The sequence below is a fragment of the Pedobacter sp. UYP1 genome (assembly GCF_040547305.1).
Taxonomy (GTDB): domain Bacteria; phylum Bacteroidota; class Bacteroidia; order Sphingobacteriales; family Sphingobacteriaceae; genus Pedobacter.
Genome location: NZ_JBEPPL010000022.1, coordinates 57,677 through 70,534 on the forward strand (window position 1 = coordinate 57,677; position 12,858 = coordinate 70,534).

At 37.7% G+C, this 12,858-nt stretch carries 13 protein-coding genes; 7 read left to right on the top strand and 6 right to left on the bottom strand.

All coding sequences use genetic code 11. The features are described from left to right. Positions 1-34 precede the first annotated feature (34 nt). On the top strand, positions 35-1,195 hold the full coding sequence (locus ABIB30_RS25995; RefSeq protein WP_354305948.1) for an alpha/beta fold hydrolase: 1,161 nt from the start codon (positions 35-37) through the stop codon (positions 1,193-1,195). Between the two features lie 63 nt (positions 1,196-1,258). After that, positions 1,259-2,728, top strand: coding sequence for a serine hydrolase (locus tag ABIB30_RS26000; protein ID WP_354305949.1), 1,470 nt, complete (start codon positions 1,259-1,261; stop codon positions 2,726-2,728). A 131-nt stretch (positions 2,729-2,859) separates the two neighbouring features. On the opposite strand, the gene ABIB30_RS26005 is transcribed toward ABIB30_RS26000, so the two are convergent. Further along, complete coding sequence (locus ABIB30_RS26005) at positions 2,860-3,294, bottom strand: Hsp20/alpha crystallin family protein (protein WP_354305950.1); 435 nt, start codon at positions 3,292-3,294, stop codon at positions 2,860-2,862. Between the two features lie 76 nt (positions 3,295-3,370). Between ABIB30_RS26005 and ABIB30_RS26010 the strand changes: the two genes are divergently transcribed. After that, positions 3,371-3,853 carry an acyl-CoA thioesterase gene (locus ABIB30_RS26010; RefSeq protein WP_354305951.1) on the top strand — a complete coding sequence of 161 codons (483 nt, stop codon included), beginning with the start codon at positions 3,371-3,373 and terminating at the stop codon, positions 3,851-3,853. 86 nt (positions 3,854-3,939) lie between these two features. On the opposite strand, the gene ABIB30_RS26015 is transcribed toward ABIB30_RS26010, so the two are convergent. After that, the gene (locus ABIB30_RS26015) at positions 3,940-5,349 is read right to left on the bottom strand and encodes an FAD-binding oxidoreductase (protein ID WP_354305952.1); all 1,410 of its coding nucleotides are present in this window, start codon (positions 5,347-5,349) and stop codon (positions 3,940-3,942) included. A 21-nt stretch (positions 5,350-5,370) separates the two neighbouring features. Next, on the bottom strand, positions 5,371-5,739 hold the full coding sequence (locus ABIB30_RS26020; protein WP_354305953.1) for a dihydroneopterin aldolase: 369 nt from the start codon (positions 5,737-5,739) through the stop codon (positions 5,371-5,373). Between the two features lie 158 nt (positions 5,740-5,897). On the opposite strand from ABIB30_RS26020, the gene ABIB30_RS26025 reads away from it, so the two are divergent. From ABIB30_RS26025 to ABIB30_RS26040, 4 genes are all read left to right on the top strand, one after another. Then, complete coding sequence (locus tag ABIB30_RS26025) at positions 5,898-7,088, top strand: acyl-CoA dehydrogenase family protein (RefSeq protein WP_354305954.1); 1,191 nt, start codon at positions 5,898-5,900, stop codon at positions 7,086-7,088. 53 nt (positions 7,089-7,141) lie between these two features. Next, positions 7,142-7,525 carry an SRPBCC domain-containing protein gene (locus ABIB30_RS26030; protein WP_354305955.1) on the top strand — a complete coding sequence of 128 codons (384 nt, stop codon included), beginning with the start codon at positions 7,142-7,144 and terminating at the stop codon, positions 7,523-7,525. A gap of 295 nt (positions 7,526-7,820) precedes the next feature. Continuing rightward, positions 7,821-8,273 carry a GNAT family N-acetyltransferase gene (locus tag ABIB30_RS26035; RefSeq protein WP_354305956.1) on the top strand — a complete coding sequence of 151 codons (453 nt, stop codon included), beginning with the start codon at positions 7,821-7,823 and terminating at the stop codon, positions 8,271-8,273. A 48-nt stretch (positions 8,274-8,321) separates the two neighbouring features. After that, complete coding sequence (locus ABIB30_RS26040; protein ID WP_354305957.1) at positions 8,322-9,149, top strand: ion transporter; 828 nt, start codon at positions 8,322-8,324, stop codon at positions 9,147-9,149. 298 nt (positions 9,150-9,447) lie between these two features. On the opposite strand, the gene ABIB30_RS26045 is transcribed toward ABIB30_RS26040, so the two are convergent. The 3 genes from ABIB30_RS26045 to ABIB30_RS26055 all read right to left on the bottom strand — a co-directional run bounded on the left by ABIB30_RS26045 (position 9,448) and on the right by ABIB30_RS26055 (position 12,388). Then, positions 9,448-10,521, bottom strand: a complete 1,074-nt coding sequence (locus ABIB30_RS26045; protein WP_354305958.1) for a type I restriction endonuclease — start codon at positions 10,519-10,521, stop codon at positions 9,448-9,450. A gap of 435 nt (positions 10,522-10,956) precedes the next feature. Further along, complete coding sequence (locus ABIB30_RS26050; protein ID WP_354305959.1) at positions 10,957-11,412, bottom strand: NTF2 fold immunity protein; 456 nt, start codon at positions 11,410-11,412, stop codon at positions 10,957-10,959. 61 nt (positions 11,413-11,473) lie between these two features. Beyond that, on the bottom strand, positions 11,474-12,388 hold the full coding sequence (locus tag ABIB30_RS26055; protein ID WP_354305960.1) for a TolB-like translocation protein: 915 nt from the start codon (positions 12,386-12,388) through the stop codon (positions 11,474-11,476). Positions 12,389-12,858 lie beyond the last annotated feature (470 nt).

Genomic DNA, 12,858 nt, shown 5'->3' on the forward strand with positions numbered 1-12,858 from the left:
CAAACCAGGGTGTCTTTTAAGAAACCCCGAATCAATGAAATATGCACTATTCCTTTTAATAATAGCCTTTGCCACGCTAAAATCGTTTGCACAAAATACATTCCTGCCTACTAAAACCTATCTGGATCACAACCAAAGGGCCATAAAATACAAAGACCAGAAACAATACCTGAAATCGGCATTGTCCTTTGACTCCTTGTTCAAAGAAAATAAAGACAACGGCGTAACCAGAGATAAGTATATCGCTTCAAGTTCCTGGGCTTTAGCCGGCAACCCAGACAAAGCATTTCGCTACTTAGCCCAATACTTAAAAGAAATCCAGACCTTCCATCTTGAATTCCTGGATCAGGATGAAGAATTAAAAAGTCTTCATCCTGATCCCCGCTGGCAACCAATGATCAATCAGAGCAAAGCAAAAATCCAGCGGGCAATTCTAAAATACAAGCCACTAGATACCCTGATTGACGTCGACACACACAAACTCTTTTTCAATATCATCAAAGGATCGTCAACAGTTATTTTATTTGAAACCGGTGGCATGGATAACTCAACCGTATGGTCAGATATCCTGATCCCAATATATGAAGCTACCGGTGCAACCCTGATCACCTATGATAGAGCCGGTTATGGCCACAGCACCCGCGACTCTATAAACTCTGATATTACAAACGAAATTATAGGATTAGAAGCCGGACTTTCTAAATTAGGTTATACTGATGCAAATAAAATCCTGGTGTGCCACTCTTTAGGAGGCTTTTATGTCACTATGTATGCCGCAAGAAATCCTGAAAAAGTAAAAGCTGCAATTTTTATAGATGCAAGCCTTGGTAGCTTCTATACAGATGAGGCTATCCAAAGAGTACTTACAAATCCAAATGGCACAATAGAAGAGATCAAAAAGAAAAACACAAGCATATATTACATCGCATTAGACCTCCATAAAAATGCTGCTACCCTAAGAGCGACCCCTTTTCCTATTCAAATACCAATTACAGATATCTATGCCGAGACTCCACCATGGGATGATAAAATTGATATTGAAGGATGGAAAGATGGACACAAAAAATTCATAGCGGCCCGTCCAAACAGTAAATTGATTCTTGCAGAAGGGACTACGCATTATGTAGGTGCAGATAACCCCCAATTAGTCATCAACGAAATTATCAAATCCTATAAAGCCTCTATAAAAAACTAAATACCAGCTCTGCCACTAAGCCTCTACCCCTATAATTAACCACTCAAAAACTATCTTACAATTATGCGTTACTTTCAACCGGTTAAGAACCAACTATTAAAGATCTTTCTGTTCTGTTTTTCAACTTGCATTGGCACCTCCGTGTTCGCACAGGTTACCGGGACAGATTTTTTTATTAAAAACAAAATGCAGGAACTTAGTATTCCCGGCATGCAGGTAGCTGTAGTACAACATGGAAAAATAGTATTCAACCAATCTTTTGGGATAGCAAACCTGCAGGATTCCATCCCGGTAACCAGCAAAAGTATTTTTCCAATTAACTCTTGTACTAAAGTTTTCACAGGAGTAGCCATTATGCAACTCGTAGAAGAAGGTAAAATTGACCTTTCAGCACCGATATCTCATTATCTGGATAGCCTTCCCGAAAGCTGGCAGCCAATAACCATCCGGCAATTGTTAACGCATATTTCCGGACTCCCTGATATCATAAGCATTATGGATCCGTTTGGTGGTGGATTTGGAATATTAGGTACTGAAGCTAATGCATGGGAGAAAATTAAAGCCAGACCTATGGACTTTGTCCCCGGAACACAATTTAGTTATAACCAAACGAATTACCTTTTATTGGGTAAGCTCATAGAAAAATTAACAGGAAAAACGTTTACCCAGGTATATAAAGAGAAACAGTTTCAGCTGGCTGGCATGCCAAGCACTGTATTTGGCGATTCCCGTGATATAATTCCCAACGCCGTTCCAAGTTACCGTCTTAAACAAAATGCAAAGAGATTGGCCGCCCGTGAAACTAAGCATATAAATACCTTTGTAGAATTCCCTTCATTTCTCCGTGCTGGCTCAGGATTGAATTCTACAGCAGAAGACATGGCCAACTGGATTATTGCTTTACAACAGGGTAAACTTTTTAAGAACAAATCAACCCTCAACACCATGTGGACAGCCAGCACTTTTAATAACGGTTCACCAACTCCCTGGGTATTAGGGTGGGGTTTTAATAAATTTCGTTCCAGACACCGGGCTGTAGGTATGTCGGGCGGAGAACGTTCAGCCTTTCTGATCTATCCTGACGATGATTTGGCAATTATTGTCCTGACCAATCTGGCGGGCTCAGCCCCACAAAATTTCATTGAAGAAATTGCTGGTTATTATAATCCTGAAATCCCAGTTTCCGATCCGTTCATCATGCTTCGTACACAAATAACCAAAGAGGGATTTGAACATACAGCCGAAATTTACAAAAAACTAAAAAAGAAAGATCCGGATTTTAATCCTTCTGAGAACAGCTTAAATAATTGGGGATACCAATTAATGGGAGAAGAACAGCTCAAAAATGCATTGGAGATATTCAAACTGAACATATTGATCAACTCTAAAAGCTGGAACGCCTACGATAGTTATGGCGAAGTACTTTTAAAGGATGGTCAAAAAGAAGAAGCAATCAGCGCGTACAAAAAATCTGTTGAGCTTAATCCTAATAGCGAAAGCGGTAAAAAAGTGCTAGCTGAATTACAGAAATAATAATCCAATAAAATTTCTGCCCATTTCCTGAAGAATAAACAGTGCCCGGAAACTATCACCGGGCATTTATTTTCTCACAAAAAAAAGAGGATACCTCCCGATACCCCCTTTTTAAACCAAAAAACCAAAAATTACAAAACTTTAATCTCTTTATTTTCTTCCTTCACCTCAACCTTTTTGCCAATTGCAATAGTTAATATCCCATTCACATATTCAGCAGATATCTTTTCCGCATCTACACTTTCAGGAAGCGTAAACGATCTTGCAAAAGACAAATAATCAAACTCTTTTCTGCTGTAATTTTTCTTTACCTCATCATCAGCAACTTTTTTCTCTGCCCAAACAGAAAGCGTATCTTTTTTCAAGTTGATCTGAAAATCGCTTTTCTCTAAACCAGGTGCCGCCAATTCGATCGTATATTCAGTTTCCGATTCTAAAATATTCACACCGGGAACTTTATTAATAGTATAATTTTTATTTAGCGCTTCACTGAACAAAGAGTCAAAAACATTGTTAAAGTAAGGTGCGTGGCTTCTTGTACGATTGTTAAAATTTACTAATGTCATAGCTATAATCTCCTTTAATTTTTTATTTTTAAATTATACAACGACCTGTTCAACTCTCATACCAACCCAATAATTTATGATATTTAAGACATTTTGGCGTACAAAAACAAAACAGACAGACAAAAAGTCAGTAACAGTAGGAACTTTAGACAGTTTCAAATATAAAACGCAGATTGAAACCCGGTTTGCAGACTTCGACATGCTCGGCCATGTGAACAACGCAGTTTACTTTACTTATCTTGAAATTGCGCGTACAAAATACTGGAATAGCGCTATATCCTGGAACTGGAAAGAAACAGGCGTAGTCATTGCACAAGCCACTATGGACTATATCAGCCCAATATTAATAGAAGATAAAGTAAGTATATATGTGCGGACTTCCAGAATTGGGAACACCAGTTTTGATCTCGATTATACGATCGTGAAACACGTTCTGGGTAAAGAAGAAATCTGTACTAAAGGAAAAACCGTTTGTGTATCCTTTTCACATACTAGTAAAAAAGCAATTCCTATCCCTGAAAGTGAAAAAGCAAAAATGGTTGCTTTCGAACAATTGTAACCCGAACAATTACAAAAAATCGTTAAACAAGGACAAGGTACAGATCAATGATTAAAACAATCTCCTTGTTTAACGCAATTCTTTAACTAAAAAATCTTTCCAGGATTCAATATCCCGTTCGGATCGAAAACTTGTTTAATCCCTCTCATTAAATTGAGATTGATCTCACTATATTTAATAGACATAAATTCTTTCTGGACAAGTCCGATGCCATGCTCACCAGAAATCGTCCCACCTAAACTTGCCGTTAACTCGAACAACTCCACAATCCCATCCTTCAGCTTATTCTTCCAGTCCTGATCACTCATCCCCGCTTTGATAATATTGATATGTAAATTACCATCACCAGCATGGCCATAACATACACTCTCAAAACCATACCTGGAACCAATCTCTTTGATTCCGTTAATTAATTTTGGAAGCGCTGCCCTTGGCACAACCGTATCCTCCTCCTTATAAACAGAATTAGACTTTACAGATTCAGCCATTGTTCTGCGCATACGCCATAATTCTTCCTTTTGTCCGGCCGTATCCGCAAAAAGAACTTCTGTACAACCAAACTCTTCCAATACTGAATTGACCTTTTCACAATCTTTGAATATTGCGTCCAGATCATCTCCGTCAAACTCTATCATCAGATAAGCATTTACCCCATCTTTAATATCAAATTTAATATCATCATACTGAACAACCCACTCTACCCCTCTGCGTTCCATAAATTCTAAAGCAGATGGAGTGATACCTGCTCTGAAAATTGCAGAAACCGCAGCACATGCCTGTTCATTCTCCGCAAAAGAGCCTAACATCAAGACACTGTTCTGTACTTTGGGAATCAATTTAGTTACGATTTTAGTTACTACCCCTAAAGTTCCCTCAGAACCAATCATCAATTGTGTCAGATTATAGCCCGAAGCATATTTAAGCGTATTTGCACCAGTCCAGATCACTTCGCCAGTTGGCAAAACAACTTCCAGATTTAAGATATATTCCCTTATCGTTCCATATTTCACAACCCTTGGCCCACCAGAACCATGCGCCACATTCCCGCCAATAAAACAAGAACCCTTACTGGACGGATCAACCGGATATAATAATCCCTGTTCCCCTACCGCATTCATAAACTCTTCCGTAATTACGCCCGGTTCAACCGTAGCCTGCAGATTTTCTGTATCAATAGAAATAATAGCCTTAAAACGTTCCATAGATAGCAGTACACCACCATAAACTGGCAAAGCACCTCCACTTAAACCAGTTCCACCGCCTCTGGGTGTAACCGGAACATGGTGCGCATTACAAAGCCTCAATAAAGCAGCAACCGCAGCTGTATCAACCGGTTTCACCACTACTTCTGGTTCATAATGAAGATCCTCTGTCTCATCATGGCTATAATCCACTAGCGAAGCATCATCAGTAAACACATTTTTCTCACCTAAAATGGCGACTAACTGGGCTAAAAACCCCGAATCTATCTTTGTATAAGCAGGAATTGCAGACATATATATTTTAATAACTCTATTTTAGTGTTTCTTCTCCGAAGTATAAGACAATTGAACAAAAGAATGATCAATCTCTCCTGGCATAGGTGGATGCATTTTTTTTATTCCGGCAACTGCAGTCAGGATAAAAGGAAAAGAAGAAATTGTCCTGTCCAGGATAAGCTTAACCACAGATTCCAGCATCTTTTTAGTATTTCTCATTTCTTCCAGGATAATCGTATTCAGCACTTCATAATTAACGGTTCGCTGCAGGTCTTCCGTATCGCCCGAAGGGATAAAAGTTACCTCAACACTTACCAGAAATTCGGTTCCTGTAAGTTGCTCTTCCGGATAGAACCCATGCAGCGCAAAACATTTGACATCATTTAAAGCAACAGTTTGTAAGTACATAATGATCTGATTAGTGCAACAAAATTAAATTTTTGATTGGTTTTAGCCAGCCATTACACGAAATTATTACCTTTGAAAACAAGGCTCGGATAATAGTTATATAATAATACGAAAAGATTCGAAGCACAAAGCCAGCTCAACCAAATATAGTGTAAACCATGAACAAATCAGGAAAGAAAGACCTTTATGAAGCACCGGATTATTATCTGTTAGACGAATTATTGTCTGAAGAGCATAAACTGATAAGATCAACAGTCCGGGACTGGGTGAAGAAAGAAATCAGTCCGGTTATAGAAGATTACGCACAAAAAGCTGAGTTCCCTAAACACTTGATTAAGGGGCTTGGTGAAATTGGTGCTTTTGGCCCGACTATTCCAGTTGAATATGGTGGCGCAGGATTGGATTATACTGCTTATGGAATCATCATGCAGGAATTAGAACGTGGAGACTCAGGGATTCGTTCTACAGCTTCAGTACAGGGGTCTTTGGTGATGTATCCTATTTACGCCTATGGTTCTGAGGAGCAGCGCCGAAAATACTTACCAAAGTTAGCCACGGGAGAAATGATGGGATGTTTTGGTTTAACTGAGCCGGATCATGGATCAAACCCAAGTGGTATGGTCACTAATATTAAAGATAAAGGTGATCATTACTTGTTAAATGGTGCTAAAATGTGGATCTCTAATGCTCCGTTTGCTGATATCGCTGTAGTTTGGGCGAAGGATGAAGCCGGAAAAATCAGAGGAATGATAGTTGAACGTGGAATGGAGGGTTTTTCAACTCCGGAAACACATAATAAATGGAGTCTTCGTGCTTCTGCTACCGGAGAACTGGTATTTGACAATGTGAAGGTTCCCAAGGGAAATATATTCCCGGAAATCTCAGGTCTTAAGGGACCGCTGGGTTGTTTAAATCAGGCGAGATATGGTATTGCCTGGGGAGCTTTGGGAGCAGCAATGGATTGTTATGATACTGCTTTACGTTATTCTAAAGAGCGTATTCAGTTCGGAAAACCAATTGGTGGATTTCAGTTGCAACAAAAAAAGCTTGCTGAAATGATTACTGAAATCACTAAAGGTCAGTTATTAGTTTGGAGACTGGGTGTCTTGAAAAGTGAGAACAGAGCAACGGCTGAACAGATTTCAATGGCGAAAAGAAACAGCGTTGAAATTGCGCTTGACATCGCCAGAAATGCAAGACAGATGTTGGGTGGAATGGGAATTACAGGCGAATATTCAATTATGCGCCATATGATGAACCTGGAATCGGTTGTGACTTATGAAGGTACACACGATATTCATTTGCTGATTACAGGGATGGATGTAACAGGTATAAATGCTTTTAAATAAAGAAGAGACCATGATTGTTTTATGGTCGTTATATAATAAACAATAGACTACGAATGAAGACTTTTAAAAAATACTACTATCTTCCTGCTCCGCCCGAAGAGGTTTATCTGGCAATGACCAAAGCACAAAGTATACAGTTATGGACTGGTGCTGAAGTTGAGTTTACGGATCAGCCGGATACAGAGTTCTCTTTATGGGAAGGGGATATCATTGGAAAGAACCTGGAGTTCGACTATGGTAAAAAAATTGTACAGCAGTGGTACTTTGGTGAAGATAATGAGCCTTCAATCGTAACGATCAAGTTTCATGCAGATAAAAAGGGTACTTCTCTGGAGTTTGTACAGACGAATATTCCTGATGAGGATTATGAAGATTTTACGGCTGGTTTGAATGAATACTACATTGGAGGATTGCAAGATTTCTTCGAAGAAGAGTAGTTCCATTTAGAGCTATAATGGCAATAACAAAAGGCGCTGTATGTTTCAGTCGACGTTCATGAAAAATGAATAATGTCTGAAATATATAGCGCCTTTTTTATGGTACAATTCGCAGATCTGCATTATTTAAGGTGCGGGTTAATGGTTAGGCAGGGTTTAACCAGGTAAAATTGCTAATAATAAGTATACGCTTAAAAGCCTTTATAAATACGTAATTTAAGGGTATATTATAAAGATTGATTGAAAACTATACAGGGCTCCAAATTGTCTGATTAGGAACCGATAAAAAATACAGATGAAAATTATATCCATAAGGGAGAATCCTGAATATTTAAAAAAAGCGATTGCATACTTTCAAACCTGCTGGTCTGAAGTAGAACCCATCATTTATGAAGATTGCTTAACGCATTGTATCGATGCAGAGGGCTCATTTCCTCAATGGTATTTACTGGAAAAAGAGGATGAAATTATTGGATGTGCCGGACTCGTTCCTAATGATTTTATTAGTAGAATGGATTTATATCCTTGGGTTTGTGCTTTATATGTGGACGAAAAACACAGAGGAAAAGCCTACAGTAAATTACTTCTGGATAAGGCGAAAGAAGACACAATAAAAGCAGGCTTTGACAATTTATACTTGTGTACTGATCACGTTGGATTATATGAGAAATATGGTTATCAATACATAGGAATGGGCTATCATCCCTGGGAAGAAGAGTCCAGGATTTATGGGTTAAAACTTAAATAGCATCAAATTAATTTCTGTAAAGCATAGAATTAGATTAACCTTGCATACATGGCTATTAGAAATAACGACATCCTTAGAAAAAAGCTCTATACCATTATCTTCGAATCAAATACCAAAGCGGGTAAATTATTTGATCTGGTTTTGCTATGGGTAATCCTGTTAAGCATTTTGTCTGTTTTTCTGGAAAGTGTAGCTAGTTTCAGGGCTCAATACCTGATTTACATCCGTACTGTGGAATGGATTTTCACCATATTCTTTACCTTGGAATATGCAGTTCGGATTTACAGCAGCGATAAACCATCAAAGTATATCTTCAGCTTTTATGGACTGATAGACATCATCGCCTTTTTACCGACTTATTTGAGTTTATTTCTCGCAGGAGCGCATTATCTGGTTGTTATCCGGGCATTTAGATTACTTAGAGTTTTCCGGATCTTAAAGCTGAGCCGTTTTACAAGTGAAGGAAATATATTAAGAAATGCACTTAAAAATAGTTTATATAAAATCACCGTATTCCTGGCAAGTGTAGTTACACTGGTAACCATAATAGGCACACTCATGTATATTATTGAAGGGGACGCAAGTGGTTTCACAAGCATCCCTGTTTCTATATATTGGGCAATAGTTACGATTACGACTGTTGGTTATGGAGACATTTCTCCACAAAGCCCTCTGGGTCAGCTTTTGGCAAGTATCCTGATGATTATCGGTTACGGTATTATTGCAGTACCAACGGGTATTGTATCCGTAGAAATGGCAAGAGCTACAGATGAAGCCAAGGAAAAATGTCCGGTATGCTATGCTCCGGTTTATCCCGCAAATGCAAGATTTTGTTCCAGATGCGGGAAAGAATTAAAAGAACCGGAAAAGCCATAATTTTCAGCCTGCTGCAGAGGAGAAAAATATTAATAGCAAATCTTACAAGGCTTATATCCTCTTTTAACTGCTTCGTTTAGGGTTACTTGTTTCCTTTCATGCGTACAACGTTTAAATCCGTGACAGATACGACTGTGATACTTGGCAGCGCCCGAACTAACACATATATAGACCAGTTTTGGTGCTTCTTTGCTTTGTGCATTACAAGCACTTGTACCAACAATAAAAACAAAAATTAATAGCAGGGATCTTTTCATAATAAAATTCAACGTGTATTAACTTTAATATCCCATTGATACTATTTTTTCTGTTGTTCCAGCTTCAGAATCACTTCTTTTAAGGTATCAGCAAAGGTATATAAGTCATCAATTGATTGGATTTCATGCTTGATTTCTTTTTTGTTTTCGTCAAGCACGACCAGGTATTTTTTTGTATTGAGATAAAGCCTGCAAATAGTCTTCCTGTTGTTATCATCCAAAAGGATAGCAAAATAGGAAAGGGCGTCTCTATAGGTTATTCTTTTAGGTTCTAATACCTCTCTTAGTATAGATTTCACTATAAAAAACCCTTCTATCTCTTCTTCGGTAGTTACTATTCCCGTAGCAGCCTCTACCACTCCCCCTTCTTCTATTTTGATCGATTCAGCAGCATCAATCTGTTTCTCCTGATTAAGTGCGGATTTAAGGCGTTCATTAATTGCATCACTTATCAATTGATTAAACGAACGCTTGATGATTGGGGCGAATTGTTCTTTCACTTTTGCAGTAATCATATTAGGATAAATCTGTTTGGTGAAAAATGTAACAAAGCTTTCTGACGGATCTGCAATTTCTCTATGAAGCAAAGTCTTGAGTTCATTTAAATACTTAAGCTCACTCGCCGTATTTGTGATATTATCTACATCAAAATAAGACTTATGGAATTTTTTGAGCTCAGCTAACTCAGCTTCTTTAATTTCAGTTATTCTGAATTCAAAAAACGGAGTACTATCCATCTTATTTTTCTCCACCAAATCGGTATAAAAACGATATATAATACCATTGGTCAGCAAACCAAACTTAGCTTTTGTGGTATGAAAATATCTGAATAACTGTGAATTATGCGGATCCAGATTCTCCAGATGATGTTTACATTCTATAAGGATTGTAGGATCACCATCTTTTATAATTGCATAATCAACCTTTTCCCCTTTTTTAATACCCAAATCAGCAATGTATTCAGGATTCACCTCAAAAGGATTAAACACATCATATCCCATAATCTGGATAAATGGCATCACCAAAGCATTTTTTGTAGCTTCTTCTGTTTGTATCTGAGGCAGCATCTTCTCTACCCGAGACGCTAACTGTGTAATCTGATCTTTAAAGTCCATTGAGCGTTTTGATTTAATAATTAGTAAGTTTCATAGCACTTTATATACCTTGATAGCCACTATTTATGTTGAGTATCTTTTAATTATTTAATACATCAAAAGTATAAAGGGCAGAGACGCTTTTTTTACGGGAACCCGTAAGCTGATAAACTATTTGAGAAGGTTTTAATATATTAAAATTCAGATTCAACAGCGAAAATCACCTTTGATATTTTTGAATTTAAGAAAAGGGTTAAAAAAAATATTTCAGAAAAAGCATAGCCGGCCAGACTGATATCAGCCAGCTATTTTTATATAAAACAATAAGGGTTGTACTTATCTGAATAATAAAGCTATATGATACCTATATCATTACAAAAACAAGATCAGTAATATTGCCTGTTACCTTTTCTTTTTGTTATAGTAGAGAAACCAGATCTCCAGCCATCTTATAAACTAAAGAATAGCAAACTCCCATACACCATTCCCCCCTAAGCTCTCTACTCCACTTATCTTCCAAACCTGCCCTTGTTTAACTACTATGTATCTTTTAACAGGTGAAAAATTTTTAATCTTTTTTGTCTGAATGCACACTTCATTTTTCGTGAGCTCCCTACAACTTTCAACCACCGTACCTGCTTTATAAGTACCACCATAAAAATAATATCCTGTACCTGTCCGGTGGTACTCTCTATTCTTTGAAGTACAGTACTTTTTATAAATATCCTGTAAAGTTTGTCTGGCAGCACTATCCTTTGGAATTAGCTCATTAAGCTTCTCCCGGCCCGTAACCACCAAATTATGGCATTCCTTAGCCCACCTATTATAAACAGTTACAAATTCAATCACTGTTTCCTCCACTGTGCGCTCAGAATCAGGTATACTATCAAAAGTATATTTGTCGATGTTCATAGAATCAGGTAAGATAATCACTAAGTTTAATTGTTGAAACGGATCAGATCAGCTAAATTTTCTAATTAGCTGTTGGATTATTCCCTTTATCTACCACAACTTTGATATCACTTCCCGATAAATCAGTGGCATATATTTTTGAAACTACAAACGGCTTCTCCATACCACTATAAATAATTTTATCATTTGCCGTGACAAACAGAGACGGTACACTCACACCCACCGGAGAAATTCTTTTCACCTGTTTTGATGCAAGATCAAGAACATAAACCGCTTCACCCGGCCCATTAAGTCCTGGTAAAACATCACTATTACCTGCATTAAAGATTAATTTCTTTCCATCCTTACTATAAAAGAAATTATGATTACTAGCGACTGAAAACCCCTTTCCAATCAAATCACTAATACTTACTGACCCTACTACTTTCCCAGTTAAATCAAATGTGTAAAGCTTTTGAAGATCCTGAGCTATAATCTGATTTTCATTCCTCCAGGTTGGTGCATACACACTAAGTTTAGATACACTATCCAACATCACATAACCCGAATTATCTGTCTTAATTATCCCCACCTTCCACAGCGATTTCTTATTAAAAATGCTAAAAGCGATCCTATCTCCCGAAGGAGACCAAACAGCCCTATAATAATTTTTACTCTTCACATTTAACTGAACCTGGCTTTTGCTGACCATATTCGCAACCCAGATAGACCGGTTTCCCAAACTATCACTTACCGTATAAGCTAACATATTTCCATCCGGAGAAACTGCCGGATCAGTAGCCCCACCAAAAGAAATCTGCTTTGAAGTATCCGCATTCGCAGCCACTATTTTCCCTTCCAACTGATAAGCCAGTGAATATTTGTTAGCTATAACCTTAGGGGTTTCAACCTTATTGGAATTACTGTTAGAATGACAAGCCACTACTAAAAGTGACAGTACAGGAATTAAAAACTTAAACGATCTCATATACTTCATTTGATATAACCTTACAGTGCCAAACTTAATTTCAACACCTATTCATCGGATCCAACAACCAGAAGATCAATCAATTTCCATTGACCTTTCAACTATTGAAATCCCTGCTCCAAGATTACTGAATAATCCAATTATAGATGTAATATAAAAAGCATTTTTATCCGGCACAAGTAAAATCTGCGACCTGAATATAGAGATAAGTCCATCATCCTATTGTGATCTATGTTGAGAAGGGGTTGGTAAGGCCAATGGCCTTACCAACCCCTTCTCAACATAGATCACTAACGCATCTGTCCTGTACCAAGATGTCACGTCCTAGAATAGCTATACAGATTTGAAATTAATTGTAAATTGGTTATACATGCTAAGTTGGTTATTGTAAATAAGCTATACAAGGACTGATTCACGTATTTTTGGTTTTCTTTTTTTCCATCTTTTCTTCAATTCTCCCGTTTTCAAGTGTGCCTGTT

What these genes read in the sequence shown, in the direction of transcription:
- ABIB30_RS26050 (WP_354305959.1), bottom strand. Translation starts at nt 11,412, where the DNA reads ATGAACATCGACAAATATACTTTTGATAGTATACCTGATTCTGAGCGC.
- ABIB30_RS26030 (WP_354305955.1), top strand. Translation starts at nt 7,142, where the DNA reads ATGAAGACTTTTAAAAAATACTACTATCTTCCTGCTCCGCCCGAAGAG.
- ABIB30_RS26055 (WP_354305960.1), bottom strand. Translation starts at nt 12,388, where the DNA reads ATGAAGTATATGAGATCGTTTAAGTTTTTAATTCCTGTACTGTCACTT.
- ABIB30_RS26020 (WP_354305953.1), bottom strand. Translation starts at nt 5,739, where the DNA reads ATGTACTTACAAACTGTTGCTTTAAATGATGTCAAATGTTTTGCGCTG.
- ABIB30_RS26005 (WP_354305950.1), bottom strand. Translation starts at nt 3,294, where the DNA reads ATGACATTAGTAAATTTTAACAATCGTACAAGAAGCCACGCACCTTAC.
- ABIB30_RS26035 (WP_354305956.1), top strand. Translation starts at nt 7,821, where the DNA reads ATGAAAATTATATCCATAAGGGAGAATCCTGAATATTTAAAAAAAGCG.
- ABIB30_RS26040 (WP_354305957.1), top strand. Translation starts at nt 8,322, where the DNA reads ATGGCTATTAGAAATAACGACATCCTTAGAAAAAAGCTCTATACCATT.
- ABIB30_RS25995 (WP_354305948.1), top strand. Translation starts at nt 35, where the DNA reads ATGAAATATGCACTATTCCTTTTAATAATAGCCTTTGCCACGCTAAAA.
- ABIB30_RS26045 (WP_354305958.1), bottom strand. Translation starts at nt 10,521, where the DNA reads ATGGACTTTAAAGATCAGATTACACAGTTAGCGTCTCGGGTAGAGAAG.
- ABIB30_RS26015 (WP_354305952.1), bottom strand. Translation starts at nt 5,349, where the DNA reads ATGTCTGCAATTCCTGCTTATACAAAGATAGATTCGGGGTTTTTAGCC.
- ABIB30_RS26000 (WP_354305949.1), top strand. Translation starts at nt 1,259, where the DNA reads ATGCGTTACTTTCAACCGGTTAAGAACCAACTATTAAAGATCTTTCTG.
- ABIB30_RS26025 (WP_354305954.1), top strand. Translation starts at nt 5,898, where the DNA reads ATGAACAAATCAGGAAAGAAAGACCTTTATGAAGCACCGGATTATTAT.
- ABIB30_RS26010 (WP_354305951.1), top strand. Translation starts at nt 3,371, where the DNA reads ATGATATTTAAGACATTTTGGCGTACAAAAACAAAACAGACAGACAAA.